The sequence below is a fragment of the Nakamurella sp. genome, from assembly GCF_044224575.1.
In the GTDB taxonomy this organism is placed as follows: Bacteria; Actinomycetota; Actinomycetes; order Mycobacteriales; family Nakamurellaceae; genus Nakamurella.
This window is the reverse complement of sequence record NZ_JBGAKE010000006.1, coordinates 164,951-190,089: the sequence shown is the minus strand read 5'-3', so window position 1 is coordinate 190,089 and position 25,139 is coordinate 164,951. Positions and strand designations below refer to the sequence as shown.

18 protein-coding genes and 1 pseudogene are annotated in these 25,139 nt (G+C 70.0%); 12 read left to right on the top strand and 7 right to left on the bottom strand.

Going from position 1 to position 25,139, the window contains the following annotated elements:
- Positions 1–25: 25 nt before the first annotated feature.
- Entirely contained in the window at positions 26–2,236 is a 2,211-nt protein-coding gene (pknB, locus tag ACILSK_RS09155) for a Stk1 family PASTA domain-containing Ser/Thr kinase (RefSeq protein ID WP_395726840.1), read from the bottom strand.
- 72 nt (positions 2,237–2,308) lie between these two features.
- Between pknB and ACILSK_RS09150 the strand changes: the two genes are divergently transcribed.
- The 4 genes and pseudogenes from ACILSK_RS09150 to ACILSK_RS09135 form a co-directional block, all read left to right on the top strand.
- Positions 2,309–3,535: an amidohydrolase family protein gene (locus tag ACILSK_RS09150; protein WP_395726839.1), complete on the top strand. Its 1,227-nt coding sequence runs from the start codon at positions 2,309–2,311 to the stop codon at positions 3,533–3,535.
- Positions 3,536–3,744: 209 nt separating this feature from the next.
- Positions 3,745–4,386: a DUF222 domain-containing protein gene (locus tag ACILSK_RS09145; RefSeq protein WP_395726838.1), complete on the top strand. Its 642-nt coding sequence runs from the start codon at positions 3,745–3,747 to the stop codon at positions 4,384–4,386.
- 684 nt (positions 4,387–5,070) lie between these two features.
- The gene (ltrA, locus tag ACILSK_RS09140; RefSeq protein ID WP_395726837.1) at positions 5,071–6,540 is read left to right on the top strand and encodes a group II intron reverse transcriptase/maturase; all 1,470 of its coding nucleotides are present in this window, start codon (positions 5,071–5,073) and stop codon (positions 6,538–6,540) included.
- A gap of 122 nt (positions 6,541–6,662) precedes the next feature.
- A pseudogene (locus ACILSK_RS09135) lies at positions 6,663–6,878 on the top strand (HNH endonuclease signature motif containing protein); the annotation flags it as partial.
- Between the two features lie 78 nt (positions 6,879–6,956).
- Here the strand turns inward: ACILSK_RS09135 and ACILSK_RS09130 are convergent.
- The gene (locus ACILSK_RS09130) at positions 6,957–7,472 is read right to left on the bottom strand and encodes a hypothetical protein (RefSeq protein ID WP_395726836.1); all 516 of its coding nucleotides are present in this window, start codon (positions 7,470–7,472) and stop codon (positions 6,957–6,959) included.
- Positions 7,473–7,775: 303 nt separating this feature from the next.
- Here ACILSK_RS09130 and ACILSK_RS09125 point away from each other — a divergent pair, with 303 nt between their 5' ends.
- Complete coding sequence (locus ACILSK_RS09125; RefSeq protein WP_395726835.1) at positions 7,776–9,056, top strand: serine hydrolase domain-containing protein; 1,281 nt, start codon at positions 7,776–7,778, stop codon at positions 9,054–9,056.
- Positions 9,057–9,081: 25 nt separating this feature from the next.
- On the opposite strand, the gene ACILSK_RS09120 is transcribed toward ACILSK_RS09125, so the two are convergent.
- Positions 9,082–9,942 carry a Cof-type HAD-IIB family hydrolase gene (locus ACILSK_RS09120; RefSeq protein ID WP_395726834.1) on the bottom strand — a complete coding sequence of 287 codons (861 nt, stop codon included), beginning with the start codon at positions 9,940–9,942 and terminating at the stop codon, positions 9,082–9,084.
- A gap of 100 nt (positions 9,943–10,042) precedes the next feature.
- On the opposite strand from ACILSK_RS09120, the gene ACILSK_RS09115 reads away from it, so the two are divergent.
- A complete protein-coding gene (locus tag ACILSK_RS09115; protein WP_395726833.1) occupies positions 10,043–10,603 on the top strand; it encodes a hypothetical protein in 561 nt (186 codons plus the stop codon).
- Positions 10,604–10,658: 55 nt separating this feature from the next.
- On the opposite strand, the gene ACILSK_RS09110 is transcribed toward ACILSK_RS09115, so the two are convergent.
- Positions 10,659–11,057 (bottom strand): nuclear transport factor 2 family protein, encoded by a 399-nt coding sequence (locus tag ACILSK_RS09110; protein ID WP_395726832.1) that lies wholly within the window; start codon positions 11,055–11,057, stop codon positions 10,659–10,661.
- 227 nt (positions 11,058–11,284) lie between these two features.
- Here ACILSK_RS09110 and ACILSK_RS09105 point away from each other — a divergent pair, with 227 nt between their 5' ends.
- The 3 genes from ACILSK_RS09105 to ACILSK_RS09095 are packed head-to-tail and all read left to right on the top strand — an operon-like array spanning position 11,285 to position 12,505.
- A complete protein-coding gene (locus tag ACILSK_RS09105) occupies positions 11,285–11,563 on the top strand; it encodes a hypothetical protein (RefSeq protein ID WP_395726831.1) in 279 nt (92 codons plus the stop codon).
- Entirely contained in the window at positions 11,544–12,158 is a 615-nt protein-coding gene (locus ACILSK_RS09100; protein WP_395726830.1) for a hypothetical protein, read from the top strand. The genes ACILSK_RS09105 and ACILSK_RS09100 overlap by 20 nt, the downstream gene beginning before the upstream one ends.
- Before the next feature lie 5 nt (positions 12,159–12,163).
- Positions 12,164–12,505: an Rv2175c family DNA-binding protein gene (locus ACILSK_RS09095; RefSeq protein WP_395726829.1), complete on the top strand. Its 342-nt coding sequence runs from the start codon at positions 12,164–12,166 to the stop codon at positions 12,503–12,505.
- Positions 12,506–12,541: 36 nt separating this feature from the next.
- On the opposite strand, the gene ACILSK_RS09090 is transcribed toward ACILSK_RS09095, so the two are convergent.
- Both ACILSK_RS09090 and ACILSK_RS09085 read right to left on the bottom strand, forming a co-directional pair.
- Positions 12,542–13,030: a hypothetical protein gene (locus tag ACILSK_RS09090; RefSeq protein WP_395726828.1), complete on the bottom strand. Its 489-nt coding sequence runs from the start codon at positions 13,028–13,030 to the stop codon at positions 12,542–12,544.
- Complete coding sequence (locus ACILSK_RS09085; protein WP_395726827.1) at positions 13,030–13,377, bottom strand: GntR family transcriptional regulator; 348 nt, start codon at positions 13,375–13,377, stop codon at positions 13,030–13,032. The genes ACILSK_RS09090 and ACILSK_RS09085 overlap by 1 nt, the downstream gene beginning before the upstream one ends.
- 162 nt (positions 13,378–13,539) lie before the next feature.
- On the opposite strand from ACILSK_RS09085, the gene adhE reads away from it, so the two are divergent.
- Positions 13,540–16,272, top strand: coding sequence for a bifunctional acetaldehyde-CoA/alcohol dehydrogenase (adhE, locus tag ACILSK_RS09080; RefSeq protein ID WP_395726826.1), 2,733 nt, complete (start codon positions 13,540–13,542; stop codon positions 16,270–16,272).
- 68 nt (positions 16,273–16,340) lie between these two features.
- Here the strand turns inward: adhE and ACILSK_RS09075 are convergent, their stop codons facing one another.
- Positions 16,341–19,553, bottom strand: a complete 3,213-nt coding sequence (locus ACILSK_RS09075; RefSeq protein ID WP_395726825.1) for a patatin-like protein — start codon at positions 19,551–19,553, stop codon at positions 16,341–16,343.
- 585 nt (positions 19,554–20,138) lie between these two features.
- Here ACILSK_RS09075 and ACILSK_RS09070 point away from each other — a divergent pair.
- The gene (locus tag ACILSK_RS09070) at positions 20,139–22,787 is read left to right on the top strand and encodes a glycosyltransferase family 2 protein (protein ID WP_395726824.1); all 2,649 of its coding nucleotides are present in this window, start codon (positions 20,139–20,141) and stop codon (positions 22,785–22,787) included.
- Between the two features lie 81 nt (positions 22,788–22,868).
- Positions 22,869–24,482, top strand: coding sequence for a chitinase (locus tag ACILSK_RS09065; RefSeq protein ID WP_395726823.1), 1,614 nt, complete (start codon positions 22,869–22,871; stop codon positions 24,480–24,482).
- The last annotated feature ends 657 nt before the right edge of the window (positions 24,483–25,139 follow it).

The window sequence follows — 25,139 nt, the reverse complement described above, 5'->3', positions numbered from 1 at the left end:
GCTCCATCCGATCAGTGCGTCGACCTCAGCGCAGCACATAAACGGTGACGGTGCCGCCCGGCTGGAGCCGGACTCCGGCGGACGGCGACTGGTCCCAGACGTTCCCGTTGTCGCCGCCGAGGAACGAGGTGACGTCGATCCGCAGCCCGAGATCGGTCAGCTTCCGCTCGGCGTCCTTGACCCGCAGCTCGCCGAGATCGGGCACGGTCACCGCGTTGGACGGGACCAGGAACACCTTCGCGCCGGTCCGGTCGACCCGGCTGCCCGGCCCCGGGTCGGTGCGCAGGATGTCGCCGGCGTCGACGTCCGGGTCGAAGGCGGGGGCGCCGACGGTCACCGAGAATCCCGCATCCCGCATCGCCGTGGTTGCGTCCTTGGTCGACGTGCCCCGCACATCGGGCACGGTGATCGAGTCGGCCACCGTGAGGTCGACCGCGCTGCCCCGCGCCGCGGTGCTACCGACCGTCGGCGATGTTCGCAGGACGGTGCCGGGATCAGATCGGGCGTCGAACGCCTTGGTGACCGCGCCGATGGTGAAGCCGGCGTCGGTGAGCGTCTTCTGGGCGTCCGGCTGCGGCCGGCCGACCACCTGCGGCACCACGATCGGTCGCGGTCCGGCCGACACGATCAGGGTGACCGTGGCGTTCACCGCGAGTTCGGTGCCGGCCACCGGATCGGTGCGCAGCACGGCCCCGACCGGCACGCTGTCGTCGAACTCCTGATCGGTGCCGACGACCGCAGCCAGGTCGGCGTTCTTGACCGTGGCGCTGGCGGTGGTCACGTCCGTGCCGGCCTTGATGTCCGGCACGGCCGGCCGGCCGGCCGAGACCACCACGGCGACCTCGGACCCGCGCAACTGTTCCACGCCGGCGTCCGGGTCGGTCTGCACGATCAGCCCGACCGGGACCGTGTCCGAGTGTCCGGTGCTGGTTCGAGGCACGAGCCCGGCCTCCCGGATGGCGGCCTCGGCCTGGGACTGGGTCAACCCCGCGGTCGCCGGGGTGGCCGCCCACCGGCCGCCGAGCCACCAGCCGCCGGCGGCCGAGATCAGGCCGAGCACCAGCACGACGATCAGGGCGATGAGCCACCGCTTGCGCCGCCGCCGGCGCAGCGCCCGGGTCGGGTCGACCGGTGGGGGCGGGCGGGTCTGCACCGTCGGCGGCGGCGTCGTCGGCGGCGGATCCGTCCGGTTCGGGTCGGCGGGTGGGGCGGATTCGGCACCGAGCATCCGGGTGCCGGTCGGGCCGGGGGCGTCGGGCGGCGCGCCGGCCGGGTGGGCGTGGGTCCGGTTGGGGTTCGGATCGATCGGCACGGGGACCGGCGGCACCGCGACCGAGTGGCGATTTCGCGGGACCGGGACGGGGACCACCGGCACGGCCAGGGTCGAGCCGATGTCGCGAAGCTCGGCCAGGAACGCGGCGGCGTCGCGGGGCCGATCGGCCGGGTCGCGGGCGGTCGCGGCGAGGACCAGATCGTCGAGCGGAGCGGGCACGGCGTCCGCCGGGCCGGCCGGGTCGATCCGGCTGGACGGCGCCGGGACGTCCGAGTGCACGTGCTGGTACGCGACCGACATCGGATTGTCGCCCTCGAACGGGGGGCGGCCGGTCAGCATCTCGAACGCCACGATGCCCGCCGCATACACGTCGGTGCGAGTATCGCTGACCCCGGTCGCGACCTGCTCGGGGGACAGGTACGCGACGGTGCCGAGGATGACGTCACCGGTGGCCACGGTGTGCGAGCCGACCGCGCGTACCAGGCCGAAGTCCGCGATCTTGACCGTGCCGCGGGCCGAGATGAGCACGTTCTCCGGCTTGACGTCGCGATGCACCAGGCCGTTCGCGTGCGCCGCCCCGAGTGCGTCCAGCAGCGGGTCGAGGATGGCGAACACCACCGGCACCGGCAGCGGCCCGCGTTCGCGGATCAGGTCCCGCAGGGTGCCGCCGTCGACGAGCTCCATCACCAGGAACACCAGGTCGCCGTCCTGGCCTTGGTCGTATACCGCGACCACGCCAGGGTGGCCCAGCGAGGCGGCCAGCCGCGCCTCCCGCTCGAACCGGGTCAGGAAGGTGGGGTCGGCGACGTAGTGCGGGCTCATCACCTTGACCGCGACCGGGCGGTCCAGGCGGGTGTCGACTCCGCGGTAGACGGTGGACATGCCACCCCGGGCGATCATCGCGCCCAGCCGGTACCGACCGTCGAGCACGGTGCCGCTCGTCAGGCCGGTGAAGACGTCCACAGTTACCGATTATTCCGTGCGCCGAGCCGAATCCGGTTGACCGCGCGCGGCCGCGGCCGGTAGGCACGGCAGATGCTCGCGATCCGCTGTGCCGCGCTCTTCGACGGCGCCTCGTTCGCCCCCGGTCCGGCGACCGTGTACGTCGACGGCGCGGTGATCACCGGGACCGAGCCGGGTCACCCGCCGGTGGGCGATGCGGTGGAACTGGTCGACCTGGGGGAGGTGACCCTGCTTCCCGGGCTGATCGATACGCACGTGCATCTGGTTGCCGACAGCGGGCCGCGGGCGCTGGACCTCGTCGAGGGCTATTCCGATGGGGAAATCGACGCGGTGGTGACCCGGTCGTTGGCCGCCCAACTGGCCGGCGGCGTCACGACCGTCCGCGATCTGGGGGACCGGCGGTTCGTCGCCGTCGATCGGCGGGACGCCCAGCGGGCCGGCCGAGCGGGGCCGGTCGAACCCACGATCCTGGCCTCGGGGCCACCGCTGACCGTGCCGCGCGGCCACTGCTGGTACCTGGGCGGCGAGGTCGACGGTCCGGCGGAGATCGAGAACGCGGTCGCCGAACGGATCGACCGGCGGGTGGACGTGGTCAAGGTGATGGCCAGCGGCGGCATGAACACCACCGGCAGCGACGTGATGGTGCCGCAGTTCTCGCTCGGTGAGATGCAGTTGATCGTCGCCATGGCCCACGGCGCCGGCGTCCCGGTGACCGCGCATGCGCACGCGCTGGCCGCCGTCGAAGTGGCGGTGGCGGCCGGGGTGGACGGGTTGGAGCACTGCAGCTGCCTGACGCCCCGGGGGCTGGCGATGCCTGACGCGTTGCTCTCCGTGCTGGCCGGGCGGGCGACCCCGATCGGCGCGGGGATGATGGCCGGAGGGGTGGCGGCGTTCGCCGAAGCACCGCCCAACGTCATCGCGTCGATGACCCGGATGGGCCTGACGCCGCAGATCTGGATCGACTCGCGGAGGGCGCTGGTCGGCCGGATGCACGCCGCCGGCGCCCGGTTCGTCGGCGGGTCGGACGCCGGGATCGAGCCGTACCTGGGTCACGGGTTGATGCGATCCGGGCTCGACTTCCTCGTCTCGGCCGGGGCGACCGTGCCGCAGGCGCTGGCCGCCGGCACCTCGCTGGCCGCGGACGCCTGCGGCCTCGGATCTCGGAAGGGGTGGCTGCGGGCGGGCGTGGACGCGGATCTGATCGTGGTGGACGGATTCTTCGGGGTCGACCTCGCGCCGCTGGCGCGGGTGCGTCAGGTGATGGTGGGCGGTGCGTTCGTGGGGTCGGAGACGCGCTGACCCCGATCGGACCGTGGGCGGCGGTGTCGCTGGTCAATGGGTGCTGTCGGACAGGTGTGGGAGGGTCGAGCGTGACCAGGCAACGACCGGGGTCGTGGGCCACGTCGAAGCGCGAGCCGGCGTTGTCGGCGACATAGAAAGAACGGCTAGTCGGACGGTGTTAACCCAGTTCAGATTGCTTATTTCGTACACTGATGTCATGCTGGGTCATGACCACGGCGGTGACCACCCTCGACGACGTGCAGGACGTCGCCGCGACGGTGGCCGCCGGTCTGGACCAGCTGCTGCACGCTGAATACTGGAAGCTCCCCGGCGATGACCTGCTGGCCGCGGCCCGCACCGTGGAACACCTGGCCCGGCTGACCTACGCCGTGCAGGTCGCCGTCGCCGGCGAGATCGACCTGGCCCACCTCGCCCAGACCCACGGCCAACCCAGCACCGCCGCCCTCCTCCGGCACGCCCTGACCATCGGCCCCGGCGACGCCCGCAGCCGGGTCCGCGCCGCCCGCACCGTGCTGCCCCAGGACGCCATCAGCGGCGGTGAGATCCCACCCGTGCTGCCCGAACTCGGGAACGCTCTGCGCTGCGGGGCGGTCGGCGCCGAACAGGTCGGCATCGTGGTCAAGACAATGAGCCGCATCCCCACCGACCTCACCCCCGAGGTCCGCGGCGACCCCACCCAGGCCGGGGAACGACCCCACGTCACCATGACCGTGCCCTACGACGTCCTGACCGGCCGGCTGGGTCAGGCGACGCTGGACGCCACCGGCATCACCATCGGCCCCGCCCAGGCCCGGCGGCTGCTGTGCGACTGCAACGTCATCCCCGCCGTCCTCGGCACTCCCCAGTGAACCGTTGGACATCGGTCGCGCCACCCGGATCTGGCCCACCGGCCTGCGCCGCGCGATCACCCTGCGCGACAAAGGATGTGTGTTCCCCGGGGTGCGCCGTGAGGCGCTTGTTGATCGTGTGGAGGTGAGAGGCCTTCGCCGCAGTCCTGTCGCAGCAGTGCTGTGAAGCTGGGGGCAGCCCGCTCCGGGAGACGCCGGACGTGGGTGGCAAGCGGCCCTGACAAAGCCGGGACGTGTCGGCACTGCCAGACGGTGCGGGCCCGGCAAGCGAGACGAAACGGTATACGCAAGAAACCGATGTTCTAAAGCCTCTCAAATACGCACCGACCCCGAGCCTGGCGGGTATGGGTCGGAGGCGGTGATGTCCCTCATAAAGTCTGGGTAAGAGGGAACTCCCGGCGACCGAGGTCGTTCGGGATGGCCATGGTGAAGTGCTGCGGGGTAACCGTGGTGAGCGCCGCAGGGGCAAAGTCGGGTGCCTCGTTCGTCGAGCGATCAACGAGTGAACACGGGAACCATCCCGGTTCCGCCACCTGGCGCCGCATCCAGCGGCGACAGCAGGGGCTGGGTCCGTCGTCGGCCGATCGGCCCGGGATGGGGCGGAGCCGCCGTAGTAGTCCGAGACCGGGAAAGCCGGTCACATGGCGAAGGGCGGCAGCGGTAATCACGAAGAGAGGCACTGACATGACGAGAGATGCGTCGGTGAATACCGGCGCCGACCCGGTCCGGGATGACCCGGACGGGTGGGTATCGCGGATTCAGACCAAACTTCATTGTTGGGCGGCGGCCGATCCCGGCCGCCGGTTTGATGATCTGTTCAACCTCGTGCACGACCCGGCCATCCTCGCGGTGGCGTGGGACCGGGTCGCGACCAACAGGGGGGCCCGCTCGGCCGGATCGGACGGCATCACCGTCGCCCGGATCGAGACCGAGATCGGGTCCGCCCAGTTCCTGAGCGAACTGCGGATGCAGCTGCGGACCAGCGAGTTCGGTCCGCAGCCGGTCCGGGAACGGAAGATCCCCAAGCCGGGCGGTAGTGGAAAACTGCGCCGCCTTGGGATCCCTACCGTGGCCGACCGGGTCGTTCAGGCGGCGTTGAAGCTCGTGTTGGAGCCGATCTTCGAGGCCGACTTCTTGCCGGTCTCCTACGGCTTCCGACCCGAACGGCGCGCGCACGACGCGATCGCCGAGATCCATCTGTTCGGCACCCAGCAGTACCAGTGGGTGCTGGACGCGGATATCGAGGCGTGCTTTGACCGAATCGACCACACCGCCCTTCTCGAGCGGGTCCGTGGCCGGGTCAAGGACAATCGCGTGCTCGCACTGGTGCGGGCATTCCTCAAGGCCGGGATCCTCACCGAACTCGGCGACTACGAGGACACCTACACCGGCACACCGCAAGGGGGCATCCTGTCCCCGCTGCTGGCCAACATCGCGTTGTCGGTGCTCGACGAGCACCTGCACGCCGATTGGCAGCCGGGCGGACGGATGCACACGAGTGACCAACGCGCCGGCCGCCGCAAACGCGGAAAACCGAACCATCGCCTGGTCCGCTACGCGGACGATTTCGTGGTGATGGTCAACGGCACCCGCGCCGACGTGGAGGCCCTGCACGAGGACGTCGCCCGCGTGCTCGAACCCATGGGATTGCGGCTGTCACCGGCCAAAACCCAGATCGTGCACATCGACGACGGATTCGAGTTTCTTGGCTTCCGAATCCAACGGCGCAAGAAGCGAGGCAGCAACCGCTGGCACGTCTACACCTTCATCGCCGACCGCTGCATTCGGTCGGTCAAGGCGAAGGTTCGGGCCCGCACGCGCAGAACATCACAGGCCGACCTGAAGGACACGCTGATCTGGCTCAACCAGATCCAGCGTGGCTGGGTCAACTACTTCCGGCACGCCATCGCCCAGCGCACGTTCGATCATGTTCGCCAGTTCACCTGGTGGCGGGTCGTGCGCTGGCAACGCACCCGGCGTCGCTGGAACTGGACGGACGTTCGTCGATGGCTCACTACCCCCACCGGAAAGTGGCGTCCCATCCATGCGGACGGGATCGAGTTGTTCAACCCCGCGGCGGTGCCCATTCGGCGCTACCGCTACCGGGGCCAGGCGATCCCCAACCCCTTCGTGGCCTGCACCACCACCGCCTGACAACTGAGACCGTGGAGAGCCGGATGCGGTGAGAGTCGCACGTCCGGTTCGGAGAGCGGCCTGAGAAAACGGACCCTGCGGAAGCAGAGCACCGCGTTTCAGGCCGACTCACCTGCGACCGGCCCGCCCGCTGGTCCGAAATCCACCACATCCAGTTCTGGGTCAACGGGGGACCCACCAGCCTGGACAACGGTGCGGTGGTCTGCGGGTTCCACCACACCCTGATCCACCAGGGCGACTGGACCATGCGAATGGGCAAAGACGGCCACCCCGAAGTCATTCCACCCACCTGGATCGACCCCGACCAACGACCCCGCCGCAACACCCTGCGCTTATGACGAAGAAGTTCGCGACGCGGACCTGATCGCCGTCGACGGGCGCTTCGGCACCGATCTTCACCCGCTGGCGCGGGTGCGTCAGGTGGTGCTGGGCGGGGCGTTCGTGGCCGCTGGCACCCGCTGATCGGTGCGCCGGGCCAGCATCAGGAAGACCCATTGTCCGGTGATCCCGGCCAGGAACGGCACCCACCACAGCGCACCGCCCACGCCGGTCGCCGCGCCAATCAGGCCCAGTACTCCGGTCAGGGCCAGGGCCGAGCCGATGGACCACCACCATCGAGCTCGAGCAGGCGGCAGCGGGTCGATGGGCCGGCGCACCAGCTCCGGGTGCCGGCGCAGCGCGACGATCGTCGCGGCTGCGCTGATCAGGGAAAGCACCAGGATCGATACGAACGTCCAGATGAAGAAGGTCGGCAATCCGGGCATGCGGCCGCCGGCCCGGCTGTTGCGCACCGTCATGCCGAGCATGGCCGAAAAGAACGACAAGGAGCCCAGCGAGGTGGCCGCGACGGCGGGCACTGAGCGTCCGGCCAGCCACCACGTCCGCCGGAGGGGCTGGGTGTTGGCCCGTCCATGATCCGTCGGCATCGTCATCCAGCCGCCCCCCGTTCCGGCCGGGCTGTACCCGGGGGAGCCGTGGACCAATCGCCGGACGTTCCCGCGGGAACGTCCGGCGCCGGAGGCGGTGCGGGACGGTGCCGGGCGGGGGAGTGGGGCACGGCCGGTGCTCGTGGTCCGTGCCGTCGGTGCCGTTTCCGCGGAAACGCCCCTCGCCGGGCGTTCCCGCGGAAACGGCGGGCGCCGGGAGCCTGGGTCGGGTGTCCGGGGAGGGGCGAGCGGGCCAGTCGATCCGGTGACGTAGGGTTCGCCGAGCCAATGCCGTCGTCAGGAGGACCCATGCCCCGTCGGTCGCGGTTCGGTGGGATCACCCGGTCGCGTCGTTGGCTGACGGCTCCGGCGGTGGCGGGGGCGTTGGTCCTGTCCGCGTGTGGCGGGTCCACCCCGGTGCCGGCCCCGTCCGCGACGTCGGACGCGCCATCGTCGGTCGCGGCGGCATCGGCATCGGCATCGGCATCGGCATCAACGGTTCCGGCCTCGCCGAGCCCGTCCGCGGCGCCGGTCCGGCTCGACGACGCGACGAAGGCCCGGCTGCAGGCGAGTCTTGAGCAGACGTTCGCTGCCGCCACGGTCGGCGGCGCGCAGACACCCGGGGCGATCGCCTACGTCTCCGTCGGCGATCAGGAGTGGATCAGCGCGCTGGGCGTGTCGGACGTCGAGACCAAGGCGCCGATCGACCCGGCTGGGCACGGGCGGATCGGCAGCATCACCAAGCCGATCGTTGCCAGCGCGGTGCTCGTGCTGGTCGACCAGGGCAAACTGTCGCTGGACGACCCGCTGGCCAAGTACATCCCGGGGATCGCGAACGGCGACCGGATCACGGTCCGGCAGCTGCTGTCGATGTCGTCCGGCGTGTGGAACTACACGACCGACCAGCAGCTGGTCGACACGTTCGCCACCGCCCCGATGACGCAGTGGACGATCGATCAGACGATCGACCTGATCCGCTCGCACCCGGCCGACTTCGCGCCGGGGGAGAAGGTCGCGTACTGCGACTCGAACTTCGTGCTGCTCGGCCGGATCGCCGAGATCGTCACCGGGCAGCCGATCAGCGACGTGGTCCGCACCCTGGTCACCGAGCCCTTGGGGATGACCGGAACCCGGATGCCGGCCGACGATCAGCCGGACGTGCCCGACCCGAGCATCGGCAGCTATCAGCCGGTCGGCGGGCAGCCGTCGGCGATCCCGGACCTCAACCCGACCTTCGCCTGGACCGCCGGCGCCGCGACGTCGACCGTCACCGACCTGGCCCGGTTCGCCCGGGAGGTCACGGACGGGTCGCTGCTCTCACCCGAATTGCAGGCCCAGCGGCTGGCCACGACCACGTTCACCGGCATCCCGCTCGACGTCGGGTACGGGCTCGGCGTACTCAACATGAACGACCTGATCGGGCACAACGGCGACATCACCGGCGGCGGCGGCACGATGCTGCGGCTGCCCGAACAGGACGCCACCTTCGTCGTGCTGGTCAACCTGTCGACCAATGCGGAGAACTCGTCGGGCGCGATCGCGAACGCGTTGATCGACGACCTGTACCCCGGCCAGACGGTGCACCGCTGACCGTGGCCGAGCCGGCTCCGCCGGGTCAGCCGAGCGGGATGTCCAAGACCGAAGCGATGGTGCGGACAACGCCGTTGTCGTTGTTCGACGGTGCGACGAACTTGGCCCGCTCGTGCAGCAGCGGGTGGGCGTTGTGCATGGCGAATGCGTAGTCGGCGGTGTCCATCATTTCCAGGTCGTTGAGGAAGTCGCCGAAGACCATGGTCTGCGCCGGGGTGATGCCCAGGGCGTGCTGCAGCGCGGTGACGGCGTGGCCCTTATTCGCGGTGCGGGTATTGACGTCCAGCCAGTGCTCGCTGGACACGACCACCTTGTGGCTGCCGGTGAACTCGGACAGGTAGGGCAGCGTGCCGTGCTCGGCGGAGCCGAAGTCGTACACCGCGATCTTGAGCACGTCGTCGTCGATCACCTTGGTCAGGTCGTCGACGATCTGCAGCCGCGCGTAGTACCGGTCGACCTGGTCGAGGAATGCCGGGTCGGACCGCTCGATGTAGGCCGACTGCTTGCCGCAGACGATGATGCCGCCGTCGATCCCGTCGGCCGCCGCGGCCCGCAGGGTGTGCACCACCCGCAAGGCGTCCGCCCGGTCGAGGCAGTCGGCGCTGATCTCGTGGCCGCCGCGCATGACGATCGAACCGTTCTCGGCGATGAACACCATTCCGTCGGCGAGGTCGGCGAACTCGCGCTCCAGGGTGTAGTACTGGCGGCCGCTGGCCGGCGAGAACAGGATGCCGCGGCGGCGCAGTTGCTCGATCAGCGGCCAGAAGTCGGCATGCAGCGCCTTCTCGTCGTCCAGCAGCGTGCCGTCCATGTCGGTGACGACCAGCCGGATGTCGGGGGTGTGGTCGAACACGGGGATCGTGGTGGTGGGCTCGGCGAGCAGCAAGATGGCATCCTCTGATTTGTTCACTGGTTGTCCACAATGATGGACGTGCCCGGTGTCAATGGGGTTGCCGGGATGTGACCTAGGTCCGCAGGATGGACCGATGGATTGGTTGGCCGCCGTGGCGGCGACACCGGCCGAGCGGGCGGAACCCCGCTCCGGTGATGACATCGTGGCGCGGCCGGACGTCGTCATGGACCGGGCCTTCACGGTCCCGGGTAGGCCCGTTGACGTCTGGCCGTGGATCCGGCAGTTGGGCAAACGGCGGGCCGGCTGGTACCTGCCGCGCGGGGTCGAGCGAATCGTCCCCCGCGGCCGGCGGGCCGTCCGGCATCTCGACCCACGATGGGCGGCCCTGACGGCCGGACAGGTCATTCCCGACTACGGCGGACCCCACGAGACGTTCACGGTGGACCGCATCGATCCGCCGCACGCCCTGGTCTACCGATCCCGGCGTGGTGCCGCGAACGTCAGCTGGTCGATCGAGCTTCGACCGGACGACGTGGCCGGCGTGGCCCGGACCCGGGTGCTGCTCCGGCTACGGCTGGCCCCCATCCGGCGGGTCCGGTTGGCCCGGACCGTCGGCGAGCTGTTCGATGCGCTGACGATCGCCGGGTTGGCAGGCGGCCTGCGTGAGCGCCTGCTCGATCCGATCGTTCGGTGAACATCCGGTCGGAGAGCAAATGTCCGGCCGGTGGCGCGCGGGCCGGCGCTCCGGGTCAGCCGGGCGGCGGCCGATACAGCTCCTGCACCGCGACGTCGATGTCGCCGCCGGAGGTATCGACCGGTTCCAGGTACAGGCGCATGTCCCTGATCAGTCCGTCCCGGACGGTCAGGATCGTCACGCCGCGCATGGCGAACGCGCTGCCGTCGGTATGCCGGCCGTGCCAGTCCCACTCGCCCCACTCGCTGGCGCCGTCGGCACAGGAACCGACCAATTCGGCGGTGAAATCCGGAACACCGGCGAAGACGGCCGTCCAGTTCGCCTGCACCTGTTCCCGGCCGCCGAATCCGCGAGCCGGATGGACCGGTTGAACGCTGCGGTAGTCGGGCGCGAACAATGCCGCCATCCGTTGCGGATCGTGCGCATTGAGCGCGCTGACCAGACGATCAACCATTGTCGGCATTGTCCGAGAATAGCTCGTGATGGCCGATCATTGTCCGGATCGAGTCGGCGGTCACGGCCGTCGGTCGGGAGCTCCTGGGCGGCGGCGGTGTCGCCGTTTCAGCCGGTCAGGATCGCCGAGTTCCGACGGTGTTTGACGTTCCATTGCTCGCCGGGAAGACTCGGTACCGCACGACCCAGCGAAGGAAATGTGAGGCACCTGATCGGGAGGTCGACGTCATGCCGCTGCCACCGCCACCGAAACTGAGCGCGACCGGGCTGTTCTGGTGGGGCATCGCCCTCGCCGCCGGCGGGATGCTGGTCTCCTGGGGCTGGTTCGCGGTGGCCAATTCCGGTCCGTTCGACAGGCCCGAATACTCGGCGATGATGGACGTCTACCAGTACCTTTCGCCGGTGCTCTGGGTGCTGCAGCTGGTCGGCGCGGCACTGATCGCCGGCGGCCTGATCGTGCGGTCGTTGACGTCGCGGCGGGAAGCCGGTGTCGACCACCACCGGTGAGAGCTGGGTGCACACCCGAACCCATTGGTACGACGGTGATGTGAGTGACTTCCCGCCCAGGATTGAGTTACTGCAACGGGAAGCGGGTCGATCCCTCATCCGGGTGGCGCAGCGGGTGCTGACCGACGGCCGCCGCTACCGGGTGGAATTCACGGACGGATCGCCGTCGCGGATCTTCGACGGCACGACGGCGCTGATGTTCTGCTACTTCCGATCGGACCAGTTCTACCGTCCGGGGCCGGTGGTGCCGATCCGGCTCCCGCTCCGGCCGGATCGGGACCACTTGGAGGTGGTGCGCCCCCACCCGTGGCCCGACGGCACGGAGGGCATGCCGGCGCTGTCGATCCGCCGGGTCGAGCGCGGCGGGCGGATGCTGGTCGAGGAAGTGCGACCGGGGGCCCCGGACCGGCCCGACGAGCCCGGATACCGCAACCTGTCCGATCCGGACACCGGGCAGCTGGTCCGGCAGTCCTATGGAACGGACGAACTGCAGGTCGTCGAGTGGTCCGCCGTCACCATGGTGCCGGACCTGGACGAGCGCCTGTTCGGCTGGGCGGGCCCGAGCCGCGAGCCGCCAACGGGCCTGGCAGGCTGACACCCGTGACCACCGCCACCGAACCCACCTGGGCGTCCGTCCCTGCGATCGCGGAGCAGCTGCAACTGCCGGTGACCAAGGTGCACCAGCTGATGCGCGACGGCCAGCTGATCGGCGTCCGCCGCGACGGCATCCTGCGCATTCCGGCCGAGTTCGTCCTGGACGGGCTGGTCGTCAAGGGTCTGCCGGCGACGTTCACGCTGCTGCGGGACGCCGGCTACCGCGACGACGAGATCATCACCTGGCTGTTCACCGGGGACGATTCGCTGCCGGGAACCCCCATCGCCGCGCTCCGGGAGAACCGCGGGCGCGAGGTGCACCGCCGGGCCCAGGTCGCCGGGTTCTGATCGCCGGTCGACCGGGGGCCGGGGACGGCGCCCCGGTCAGGAACGGTGCTGTTCGCCCCGGGCCCGGATGGCGTCGCTCAGCACGGTCACGGCCACATCGGGCTCGTTCACCGTCAGGGTCACCCGGCGTCCATCGGTCAGCCTGAGCCGCAGGGCAGGCCCGGTCCGCTGGGTGATGCGCAGCCCGTCTCGCGAGGACCACCAGATCCCGCCGAACATCGCCCAGGGTGCCAACTCGGCCGGTTCGGCGTGGGCGATCCGGTCGATCGGGAACGTCCACCGGGGGAGCCCGAGCAGGCCCGACCGGACCGTGACGCCGCCCGTCCCGGCGGTGACCCGCAGGCTGGTGCTCATCGCGATCCCCACGACGATCACGCCGGCCACCACCAGCGTGCCGGTCAGCGACCGCTCGGGTTCGACGGCGGTGAGTCCCATCACGATCAGTGGGACGGCAAGACCGCTCGCAATGGCCAGGAACGGCCAGTTCGTGGCCCGGGAGGTGTAGACGGTGGTCGGTGTGGGCATCACGCCATCCTTTCGATCAGGGTGATCAGCTCCGCGCGGGTGTAGCCCTCGGCGCGGGCGAGGTCGATCAGGCGCGCGGCGGCCTGGTGGATGGCTGCCGCGCCGCCGGTGACATCGGCGACGCGAACGCCGCGGCCGCGCCGGAACTCGAGCAGTCCCTCGTCGCGCAGGCTCCGGTAGGCCGCCAGGACCGTGTTGCGATCCACTCCCAGCGCTACCCCGAGCTCGGCCGCCGGGGGCAGCCGGTCACCGTGGGCCAGGGCGTTCTCGGCGACCGCCCGGCGCACGCAGCCGGCAATCTGGTCTTGGAGCGGAGCGCGGTCCGCGGGGTCGACCTGCCACAACATGGTGCTAATCGTACTAGGACCATTGCCAGCCAGCAACCGCCGGCTCCCCTGACCGGACCGGGTGTTGCGATGCACCCAGATCGGGACCTTCGACCTTGGTCAGACCATAGGACGGCTATCTACGGTGGGAGCCACTACAGGTTCTGACCCAGGGAGAACACCATGGTTGCGCCCACCGTCCTTCGGCCCGAGGACATCGAGCAGGGGGAGCGACCCGAGCTGTCACTCCCCGAACCGGCTGACCAGGTACCGCCGGTCGACGAGATCGACGTCCTGGTGGCCTGCGCCATGCAGGCGCTCGACGACTACGCCGACTTCGACCAGGAAAAGATCGACTACATCGTCAAGAAGGCCGCCGTCGCCGCGCTGGATCAGCACGGCCAGCTCGCCCAGGCCGCCGTCGCCGAGACCGGCCGCGGCGTGTTCGAGGACAAGGCGGTCAAGAACATCTTCGCCTGCGAGCACGTCACCAACTCGATGAAGTACCTGCGCACGGTCGGCGTGATCAGCACCGACGAGATCACCGGGATCACCGAGATCGCCGAGCCGGTCGGCGTCGTCGCCGGCATCACCCCGGTCACCAACCCGACGTCCACCACCATCTTCAAGAGCCTGCTGGCCCTCAAGACCCGCAACCCGATCGTCTTCGGCTTCCATCCGGCCGCCCAACAATCCTCGGCGCAGGCCGCCCGGGTCGTGCGCGACGCGGCGATCGCCGCCGGCGCCCCCGAGCACTGCATCCAGTGGATCGAGCACCCCTCGATCGAGGCCACCGGCAAGCTGATGAACCATCCCGACGTCGCCACCATCCTGGCCACCGGCGGCAATGCCATGGTCAAGGCCGCCTACAGCTGCGGCAAACCCGCCCTCGGGGTCGGCGCCGGCAACGTGCCCGCATTCATCGAGCGCACGGCCCAGCTGGCTCGGGCGGTCAACGACGTCGTGGTCTCCAAGTCGTTCGACAACGGCATGATCTGCGCCTCGGAACAGGCCGTCATCCTGGACGAGCCGATCTACGAACCGGCAATGGCCGAGTTCGACCGGCTGCACGCCCACCGGGCGAACGCGCAGGAGAAGGCGCTGCTCGAGGAGTTCCTGTTCGGCGTCCGCGCCGACGGAACCGCCTGCGGCGGAGCCAAGCTCAACGCCGCGGTGGTCGGGCAGAGCCCGCAGTGGATCGCCCGGAATGCCGGCTTCGAGGTGCCCGAGGAGACCTCGATCATCCTGGTCGAGGTGCCGTTCGTCGGCCCCGGCCAGCCACTGACCCGGGAGAAGCTGTGCCCGGTGCTGGCCGTGTTGGCCGCCCGCGACGCGCAGCACGGCATCGAGCTGGCCGAGCAGATGGTGGAGCTGGACGGGCTGGGCCACAGCGCGGCCATCCACACCGGTGACGAGGCCCTCGCGGTCGAGTTCGGCCGCCGGGTCAAGGCCGTCCGGATCATCCGCGATTCGCCGACGTCGATGGGCGGCATCGGTGACATCTACAACGCCCTGGCGCCGTCGCTGACCCTGTCCTGCGGGTCGTACGGGCACAATTCGGTGTCGGGCAACGTCTCGGCCATCAACCTGGTCAACGTCAAACGGGTCGCCCGGCGCACCAACAACCTGCAGTGGTTCAAGGTGCCGGCCAAGACCTACTTCGAGCCGAACGCCATCCGCTACCTGATCGACATGCCCGACGTGCACCGGGTCACCATCGTCACCGACGCCACGATGACCAAGCTCGGCTTCGCCGACCGGATCATCGACGTGCTGCGTCGCCGGCAGCACCCGGTGTCGCTGCAGATCATCGACGGCGTGGAGCCCGAGCCCAGCGTGCAGACCGTCTACAAGGGCGCCGACCTGATGCGAGACTTCAAGCCCGACACCATCATCGCGCTCGGCGGCGGGTCGCCGATGGATGCGGCCAAGGTGATGTGGCTGCTCTACGAGCACCCGGCCACCGTGTTCGCCGACCTGAAGGAGAAGTTCTTCGACGTCCGCAAGCGCGCCTTCCGCTTCCCGCGGCTGGGCAGCCTGGCCAAGCTGGTCTGCGTGCCGACCACTTCGGGCACCGGCGCCGAGGTGACCCCGTTCGCGGTGATCACCGACCCGACCACCGGGATCAAGTACCCCCTCGCGGACTATGCGCTGACCCCGACCGTGGCGATCATCGACCCGGTGCTGACCGGCAAGATGCCGGCCTCGCTGGCCGCCGACTCCGGCTTCGACGCGCTCACCCATGCGACCGAGGCGTTCGTGTCGGTGTACGCCAACGACTTCACCGACGGCATGGCCCTGCAGGCCATCCGGCTGATCTTTGCGAACCTGGCCACCTCGGTCAACGGTGACCCCAAGGACCCGGCGACCGTCAAGGCGCGGGAGAAGATGCACAACGCCGGCACCATCGCCGGGATGGCCTTCGGCAACGCGTTCCTGGGCATCGTGCACGCCATGGCGCACACCATCGGCGGGCGCTACCACCTCGTGCACGGCCGCACCAACGCGACGCTGCTGCCGCACGTGATCCGCTACAACGGCACCGTGCCGACCAAGCTGACCAGCTGGCCGAAGTACGAGAGCTACGTCGCGCCGGAGCGTTTCCAGCAGATCGCGGCGATGCTCGGGCTGCCCGCCGCCACCCCGGAGCAGGGTGTCGAGTCCTACGCCACCGCGGTGGAGCAGCTGCGGGCGATGGTCGGCATCCCGGCCTCCTTCCAGGCGCAGGGCGTGGACGAGACCCTGTTCACCGGCGAGCTGGACCTGCTCGCCATGGGCGCCTATCGCGACCAGTGCGCACCGGCCAACCCACGGATGCCGATGCTGGCCGACATGAAGGTGATCATGACGGCGGCCTACTACGGCATCGGCTACCCCCAGGCCAAGGCTCGGCTGGCGGGCGTGCCCGCGGTGTGACGGTCGGCCGGGTCCGGTTCGGGGAGGCTGGGCAGCGAGAAGCCTCCCACCTCCCCGAACGTTCCCGGCTACGGCTGACGGACGGGCTCGCGATCCGGCGCCGGAGGAGCCGGCGCCGGCTCCGGATTTCCGGGTTTCGGGCCGCTCCCGCCGGCCGGCGCAGCTCGGCGGACGACCAGGCGCCGGCGGTTCTTCCGCCGCCAGGCGTTCAGTCCCACACCGACCGCGGCGACGATCAGCAGCAGGACTCCCACCGCCACCAGCGGATGCCACCACTCGTCCGCCAACCAGTGCATGTTCCGGCCGAGGACGCCGACGTCGGTTTCGGACGTCCCGAACAGCCAGGGCCGCACGGCGGGTGTGGTGATCGCGAAAACGCCCAGTACGAGCGTGATCCCGAGCACCGAGCCCCATAGTCGCGGTCCGCGCTGCCACACGGCGAAGGTGAGCAGGTAACCGCCGACCGCCGCCGCGGCCAGCCCTGGGATTCCGAGGATGCCTGTTGATGCGGCGACCACCCCGGCGGCCAGCAGTGCGAGCCCGATCAGCAGGAGTCGAGCAGGCTGTGCCCTGGTCGAGTTCGCGACTCGGTAGCCACCCAACGCGATGGTGTGCACCGTTGTGACGGCCGGGCGGGCCACCCCGGGCAGCTGCCGCATCGACGACACGGCCGCCGTCGTGGTCGCCGCCGCCTTGGTCAGGGTGCGGACCATCAGCGGCGTGCCCTTCTCGGTGGTGTGCAACTTCTCCATCGACACCGGGCATCGGATGAGCGCGTCCCGCACCGCTTCGTCGCCGGCGAGTTCCGTCGGCAGGCTCTTGGACCATCGCCTGGAGGCCGACGGACTTCGATCGACCTTGGCGCCCGACCCCTCGCCCGCACCGTCGATCTCACCGGCCAGGTGCCGAAGTTCCTCGCTTCCGATGAGCGACTGCCAGGCGGTCGCGATCCACATCGAGGTGACGGGCAGGCTCGGCGGCAGCCTCGTCGGGTCGGCGACGGTCAGGCCGGCCAATTCGCGGAGCACGTCGTCGCGGGTGGCCGCGTCGCGTCCGACGACGGCGTCGTCCGGCAGGAAGGCATCCAGTTCGTCGAACAGCCAACGGGCCCGATCGGCGGGCGCGATGTCCCGGCGGTCGGCGATCCGGACCAGCCGGCGAGGGTCCAGCAAGGTGTGCACCAGCCACCCCGCCGCGTCTAGCCGTCCCCACATCCAGTCGTTGGCCCGCCACGACCGTTTGTAGAACGCACCGAAGTTGTGTACCTGAAGCCCGGTCAGCTTGTCCTGCGCGGTGCGCCGATTCAGGTCGAGCAGGCAGCGGGTGTCGGCGCTGACCTGGACAAGTTCGACCGGCTGCACATTCTGGGACCCGACCGGAAGGAGGGCCTTCTCCGCGATGGCCAGATCGAAGAGCCGTTGCGCGATCGCCGTCGTGTCCGGCGACCGCCGATCCAGTCCCAGGTAGTCGACATACACCCGAACGTCCGCCTGATGCGGCGACGGCGGTTCGCCTTGTCGTGGGATGGCCACCGTGTCAAGGGTTCCGGCGAGGCCGGCGAGTACGCCCGCCAGGATCGCCCACGACCCGGGGGAGACCGTGGTGCCGGCGAGCCATTGGCGTCCGAGATCGATCGCCGTGGCCGACAGCGTCCGCGGGGGCTCGCCCTTGACGGCCGCCTCGCATACTTCCCGGGCCGATTCGGCGGCGTCGGGGCGGGACGGCTGCCCGACGGCCGCGTGCAGCCACTCGATCCCGGCCAGGAGCGAGCGGCGTTGTTCCGGGGTCGTCGCCGCCTCGTGGGCCGTCCGGACCACCGACAGGGCAATCGACTTGACGTCGTCGAACAGGCTCTGACCGAAGCCGGCGAACTGGTCCATGGTATCCGGCAACCGAATGGGCAGGCCGATCGTGGCCGGTGACCAGGCGCCGGTCAGGGTGCGAATGATCGCGGTTCGGCAGTTGGCCTCGGTCGGGCTGCCCAGATCCAGATCGGACCGCCACGACGGTGGCACCCCCACGGTGCCCTCCGGCCCGGGGGCCTGCGGTGGCCAGACGTCGATCCGGCGCAGCATCGCCCGGACCAGCAACCGCGCCTGGCGTTCCCCCTCCCGGTCGAGGAAGTCGGCCAGCAGGGAGGTGGAGAGCAGGCGAACGGCGGCCGATCGGGTGGCCAGTTCGGCCAGCCGCCGGCGCAGATCGAACCGTGCCGTGACCCGGTCGTTGTGCGCGACGATCTCGCGCAGACTCGCGCTGATCGACTGGCTGGTGGCCGCGCCGACCACCTTCAGTAGTCCGCCGATCAGGTCGTACGGCTGGTCGACATCGTCGGCCGGCGCCGCCACCTCCAGGTCCGGCGACGGGCCCGCGGACGGCACGACGAACATCAAGACCCGGCGCACCGGCCGGCGCGCCGGCCGCTGGAACACGCGCTGCAGCAACACGTCCAGCGGCTGGTTGTTCAGCACTCCGCCGTCGACCGCCCAGTGGCTCCGGGTGATGTCGGCGTACTCGTGCATGGGCGGCCGCGCCGGAACCTCGCCGATCTTCTTGACCGCCGTGTCGTACGGCACGAAGGACGGCTCGAACGCACCGGGAAACGACGCCGAGCTGCGGGCCGCGAGGGCCAGCGCGGCGCCGGCCTCGGGCCTGCGCAGATCGTCCTGGGTGAAGGTGAACAGCGCGCGCTGGTTGCTGTCCTGGACGACGGTGCCAAGCGCATCGGTGAATCGGCTCGATTCGCCGGTCAGCAGGGTGGTGGTGATGTACAGGGTGGTCGAGGGAGACCGGCTCGGGATCTTCTTCGGAACGAGAGCGCCGATCTGCTCGTTCAAGTGCTTCAACATGCGCCGATCGCCGTACAGCAGCGACGTGACATCCGGGTCGGACGGATCGCGCAGCAGGTCCTGCAGCGAGCCCAGTTCGAGCCACATGTCGCGCAGCGGGCCGAGATCGCCGTCGTGGACGCGGGCATGCGCGAGCAGGGCCGCGTTGATGCCACCGGCGCTCGTCCCGGAGAGCACGTCCTGCTCGACCACCTGGTCGAGCAGATCGAGCAGGCGACGGTACAGCAGCCGGAGCGGCCCGTCGTTCGTACCCTCGCGACCCACCTCGGGCTCCGTGGCGCCGGACCGGCGTCGGTTCGACGCCTGCCGGAGCAGGTCCATCTCCCGCGCCACTCCACCCATCCACACCGCCAGACTGACCCCACCGGTCATGGTGGTTGCCAGTCGAACCTCCTGCGTCTCCGGCGAGACCGCCTGCCAATCAGGCTGGTTCATATCGCGACACCTCCGGCTTTCACGCGCCACGCCCTTCCGTTGAGCAAACTCGTCCGACTGTCGGATGAATGTCGCGTTCGAGCAGATACGTCCGGTTTCGCTGCGGGTCGCCGGCGAGGTGCACGGGCCGCCTCGAGGAGGGCTCGCCCGGCACGCTTGTGCCCGAGGGGGTGCGACGGGATCGCGGCCCCGTCAAGGTTCAGTCGCCGGCGCGGACCGGACCTCGGAACAAGCCCCGCCGCCGGTAGTGCTGCGGGCCAAGGACGGGCTGTCGACATGGCGATCGGCTCGGTCGCCTGAACGGCCAGCGGCGCCGGCTCGATCGTCCCCTGATCACGACGACCGCCGGCGTCGCGATCAGGTCAGATCGAGGTGGCCGGACCGACGATGAACCGGTCCATGCGGGGCGAATGTCAGCCGCGGTTCCGGTCACCGATAGGTCGTCCAGCTCGCCCTCGTTGCGCGATTCGATGATCGTCTGCGATACCCTGAACGGGTGTAAACCACCCGTTTGACCCGTTCGGATGATATCACTCGGACGAGTTGGCCGGCTGTGACTCCACGTAAGCGGGGGCAGGAGATCAGATGACCGGCGACGTGGACGCGCCCACGCAAGCCATCCCGACGAACCCGGCCGGACCGAAGCGGCAACGGGGATCAGACATCCGGGACAAGCCACTACCGCCCGTGGCGCCACCGGCCAGCGACGGGTTGATCGCCATCGGCCGGATCGCGATCATCTTCACGATCCTGGCCTGGCTGGCCTACGTGTTCGGGTACTTCATCACCGGCATCATCAACAGCTCGTACCAGAACAACATCGACTTCCTGGTGGAGACGATCGTCTATGTCGGGATCACCTCGGTGCTGGCGCTGTCCGCGCTGCTGTACCTGGTGGCCCGGCAGGGGGCCCTCTACCGGAGCCGGGCGCATCGCCGGGTTCCGCGGGCCGTCATCGACGGCTTCTTCGACACGACACTGCCGACCATGACCGTGCTCGTGCCGTCCTACCGCGAGGAAATCGCGGTGGTGCGCAAGACGCTGCTGTCCGCGTTGCTGCAGGAATACCCGTTCCTGCGGGTGGTGCTCCTGCTGGACGATCCGCCGAACCCGACCTCGGCCGCGAACAAGGCGCTGCTGGAGGGCGCCCGGCGGCTGCCGGCCGAGTTGGAGGAGTGGCTCAACGAGCCGCGGGAGCGCTTCGCCCGCACCCTCGAACACTTCGAGATGTCGGAGCTGGAAGACCCCGAGCCCGGGCAGGTGCTGGCCCAGATGCGCGCGCTGGCCGCCGAATTCGGCTGGGCGGTGGACTGGCTTCGGGTCCGGATGGACGAGGAACTCATCGAGGATCACGTCGACAAGTTCTTCGCCGAGCAGGTGCTGGGCGCCCTGGCCGATGACTTCGCCGCGGTCGGCGCGGCGCTCACCGCGGCGGCCGCCGAGGAGAGCCCGCTGCCCCGGGCCCGGATGCTGCAGCTGCACCGGCGGCTGGCCTGGACGTTCCGGGGCGAGGTGACCTCGTTCGAGCGCAAGCTCTATTCCTCGCTCTCGCAAGAGGCAAATAAGGCCATGAACCTCAACAGCTACATCGGGCTGATGGGGCACAGTTTCGAGGTGCAGGACACCCCGCGGGGGCAGGTGCTGTCCGCCGCCGGCGCATCCGGATCGCTGGTCATCCCGGACGCCGATTTCATCCTCACCCTGGACGCGGACAGCATCGTGCTGCCTGAGTACTGCCTGCGCCTGGTGTACGTCATGTGCCAACCGGAGAACGCCAAGCTGGCCGTCATCCAGACCCCGTACTCGGCGTTTCCGGGGTCGCCGACCCGGATGGAGCGGCTCTCCGGGGCGACCACGGACCTGCAGCACATCGTGCATCAGGGCATGAGCTACTACGGGGCCACCTTCTGGGTCGGCGCCAACGCCGTCATCCGCAAGCGGGCGCTCGACGACATCGTCGAGATCGAGCACCAGGGCGGCTTCGAGATCCGCCGGTACGTCATGGACCGCACCGTGATCGAGGACACCGAGTCCAGCGTCGACCTGGCCATTCACGGCTGGTGGTTGCTGAACTACCCGGAGCGGCTGAGCTACTCGGCGACCCCGCCGGACTTCGGCTCCCTGTGCATCCAGCGTCGTCGCTGGGCGAACGGCGGGCTGATCATCATGCCCAAGCTGTGGACGCTGCGGCAGTCCCGGAGCAAGCGGGCCCAGAACAACCGCGCGATCGAGACCCTTTTGCGGGTCAACTATCTCGCTTCTACCTGCTGGAGCAGCTTCGCCCTGGTGCTGCTGCTGGTCTACCCGTTCAACAACCGGCTGCTCAGCCCGCTGGTGCTGCTGGCGGCGCTGCCGTACTTCGCCGCGATGTCCTCGGACCTGAAACGCTGCGGCTACAAACGGATGGACATCTTCCGGGTCTACGGCTTCAACCTGATCCTGTTGCCGGTCAACCTGGCCGGCGTGTTCAAGTCGATGCAGCAGGCGATCACCGGCCGCCGGATCCCGTTCGCCCGGACCCCCAAGGTGGCCAACCGGACGGCCACCCCGCTGCTGTTCGCGTTCAGCCCGTTCCTGATCATCGGCTGGTCGGTGTGGACGGCCTGGCGCGGCTACGTGAACGGGTTCTGGGGCAACTTCGTCTTCGGCGCGTTCAATGCGTCGACCGCGGCCTACGCCCTGGTCGCGCTGGTCGGCGTGCGGTTCGCGCTGGTCGACGTCTGGCTCGGGTTCGTCGAGCGGCTGTACGTGTCCGACAAGCCGCGGGAGGTGGTCCGTGTGCGCCGGCGCCGGGCCGCTCCGGAGCCGGTGTCGCCCGGCTGGCGTGACGTGCTGTACCAGGGTGCCCCGGCCACGGCCACCGGCGAGTACGTATCGGAAAGCGCCGGCATGTTCCGGATTCTCGCCGACGTTCCGGAGGCGCCGGTGAATTACGGCCGGCGGGCGTCCGACCGTGCGCCGCAGGGCTACGGCCGGCGGGCCACCGACCGGGTCGACGGCCCGGCGGACGGGGCCGGGCGCCGGGAGGGCGATCAGGTCAACGCCGGTCGGCGGGCGAGCGACCAGGTCAATTTCGGTCGGCGGGCCGGCGACCAGGCCGGCTTCGACCGCCGGGCGGGCGACCGGGCCGGCGATGCGACCGGCCGAAGGGAGAGCGACCAGGGCGGCTCCGGCCGGCGGGGGAGCGACCAGCGGGGCCGCGCGGACGGGGAACGCGCGGTCGATCAGTCGTGAACCAATGGCAGTCGTGAACCAGTGGCAGTCGTGAACCAGTGGCAGTCGTGAACGAGGGGCGATCGTGAACGAGGGGCAGACGTGAACGAAGGGGACGTGCTCGACGCCGAGGCGACCGAGGCGCCGGCGGCGCACGACGACGGGCGGCACCTGTCGTGGTTCCGGGTGTTCCTGGTGGTCGCGGTGGTGGCGGCGGCGGTCGGCGGGGGTTGGTACTACTTCCGGCAACAGGAGGAGGCAGCGGTGGCGGCGGCCGGCGTTCCGTCCTGGTTCGCGCCGTACGTCGACGTCACCTCGACGCCGAGCTACGCCTTCGAGGATGCGACCAGCACGTCGGCGGTGCTGGCCTTCATCGTCAGCGCGAAGGACACGCCGTGCGACCCCAGTTGGGGCGGGGTGTACTCCATGGACCAGGCGGCCGACCAGCTCGACCTGGATCGCCGGGTAGCCCGGCTGCGCCAGCTCGGCGGCACGGTGTCGGTCTCCTTCGGTGGAGCTGCCAACTCCGAGCTGGCGATCGGCTGCACCGATGCGACGGCCTTGACGGCCGCGTATGCGTCCGTCGTCGACCGGTACGACCTGACCGACATCGATCTGGACATCGAAGGCCAGGCCTCGATGGCCCCCGAGGTCAACCAGCGGCGGGCCCAGGCGATCGCTGCGCTAGCCGCGCAGCAGCAGGCAGCCGGCAAGACCCTGAACGTGTGGCTGACCCTGCCGGTGATCTCCACCGGGCTGACCGCCGAGGGACAGGCCGTGGTCACCTCGATGCTGACCGGAGGCGTGCGGCCGGCCGGCGTGAACGCCATGACGATGGACTACGGCGAGCCGTTCCCGGAGGGCCGCACCATGGCGGCGCAGGGCGAGCTGGCGCTGACCGCCCTGCAGCAGCAGATCCAGGACGCCTACACCGCCGCCGGTCTCGACTTGAGCGACTCACAGGCCTGGAACCTGATCGGGGCGACCCCGATGATCGGGCAGAACGACATTCCCGCCGAGGTTTTCACCCTGGACGACGCATCGCAGACGCTCGCCTTCGCCCAGCAGCACAAGCTGGCCCGGCTCTCGATGTGGTCGGCCAACCGGGACCAGTCGTGCGGGCCCAACTACCCCGACGTCAAGGTGGTCTCCGACGTCTGCAGCGGCATCCAACAGCAGCCGGGGGCGTTCGGCGCGATCTTCGACCAGTTCGGCAGCGGGCAGGGACCCCGGGCCACCACAACCGACGCGCCGACGACCGGCAGCGCCGCGGCCACCACGACGCCGGCCGGGGTGCCGGCGCGGGCTACGACGACGGAGATCGTCGACGACCCGGCCTCGTCGCCGTACCAGATCTGGAACGAGAACCAGGGCTACCCGAAGGGCACCAAGGTGGTCTGGCACAAGAACGTCTACCAGGCCAAGTGGTACACCCAGGGCGACCAGCCGGACCTGCCCGTGGCCAGCGCGAACGAATCCCCGTGGACGCTGATCGGGCCGGTGCTGCCCGGCGATACCCCCATTCCGACACCGACCCTGCCGGCCGGCACCTACCCGGAGTGGAACGCGACCGACGTCTACGTCGCCGGCAGCCGGGTGCTGCACGACGGCATCGGCTGGCAGTCGCGGTTCTGGTCGCAGGGGGACGTCCCGGGCGCACCGCCCACCAGCCCGGACAAGCCATCGCCCTGGGAGCTGATCACCCAGCCGAACTGACCGTGCGGGCCGGCGGTGCCGACCGCCCGGGCTCCAACCACGCTGCCCTCACCACCTTGCGAGCCCGGCCGTGGTGACGGAACTCCCGGTGCGGGATCCGGGCGTCCGGTCGACCGGGAATTGCGTTCCCCCGATGGGGAGTTCGGCGGCGCGGCGTGCGAGCGCGGGGGGTCGCTGGCCACGGGTTGTCAGTGCGCCCTCGCGACCGGCGCGCGGCCGCCCCGTGCGACTGTGCCCTGGGGTTCAGAACGGTGGTGGGTCGGGGTCTTCCGGTGGCGGTGGGTCCGGGGGGTTTTCGGGTGGGGGTTGCCAGAGGCGGGTGTGCGGCCGGGTGTAGGTCCGGTCGAGTGGGGTGGTCCATTGGTAGCCGGCCGGGGTGTGGTCGAGGTGGTAGCCGCCGCCGTCTTTGGTGCGGTGGTGGTGTTTGCAGGCCGGGGCGAGGTTCGTCGCGCTGGTCGATCCGCCGGTGGCCTGTCCGGGACGGAACGGTTCGGTGTGGTCGAGTTCGCAGCGGTGGGCGGGCTGCCGGCAGCCGGCCATGACGCAGGTCTGGTCCCGGACCAGGACGTGGTCGGCCAGGGACGCCGGGGGTTGGTAGGTGGTGCGGCCGTAGTCGAGCAGCGTCCCGGTCAGTGGGTCGCAGACCAGGCGGCGCAG

Bases quoted from the DNA above. Each gene is read 5' to 3' on its own strand.
- ACILSK_RS09150 (WP_395726839.1), top strand. From the start codon at position 2,309: ATGCTCGCGATCCGCTGTGCCGCGCTCTTCGACGGCGCCTCGTTCGCC.
- ACILSK_RS09145 (WP_395726838.1), top strand. From the start codon at position 3,745: ATGACCACGGCGGTGACCACCCTCGACGACGTGCAGGACGTCGCCGCG.
- ltrA (WP_395726837.1), top strand. From the start codon at position 5,071: ATGACGAGAGATGCGTCGGTGAATACCGGCGCCGACCCGGTCCGGGAT.
- ACILSK_RS09130 (WP_395726836.1), bottom strand. From the start codon at position 7,472: ATGACGATGCCGACGGATCATGGACGGGCCAACACCCAGCCCCTCCGG.
- ACILSK_RS09125 (WP_395726835.1), top strand. From the start codon at position 7,776: ATGCCCCGTCGGTCGCGGTTCGGTGGGATCACCCGGTCGCGTCGTTGG.
- ACILSK_RS09115 (WP_395726833.1), top strand. From the start codon at position 10,043: ATGGATTGGTTGGCCGCCGTGGCGGCGACACCGGCCGAGCGGGCGGAA.
- ACILSK_RS09110 (WP_395726832.1), bottom strand. From the start codon at position 11,057: ATGGTTGATCGTCTGGTCAGCGCGCTCAATGCGCACGATCCGCAACGG.
- ACILSK_RS09105 (WP_395726831.1), top strand. From the start codon at position 11,285: ATGCCGCTGCCACCGCCACCGAAACTGAGCGCGACCGGGCTGTTCTGG.
- ACILSK_RS09090 (WP_395726828.1), bottom strand. From the start codon at position 13,030: ATGCCCACACCGACCACCGTCTACACCTCCCGGGCCACGAACTGGCCG.
- ACILSK_RS09085 (WP_395726827.1), bottom strand. From the start codon at position 13,377: ATGTTGTGGCAGGTCGACCCCGCGGACCGCGCTCCGCTCCAAGACCAG.
- adhE (WP_395726826.1), top strand. From the start codon at position 13,540: ATGGTTGCGCCCACCGTCCTTCGGCCCGAGGACATCGAGCAGGGGGAG.
- ACILSK_RS09075 (WP_395726825.1), bottom strand. From the start codon at position 19,553: ATGAACCAGCCTGATTGGCAGGCGGTCTCGCCGGAGACGCAGGAGGTT.
- ACILSK_RS09070 (WP_395726824.1), top strand. From the start codon at position 20,139: ATGACCGGCGACGTGGACGCGCCCACGCAAGCCATCCCGACGAACCCG.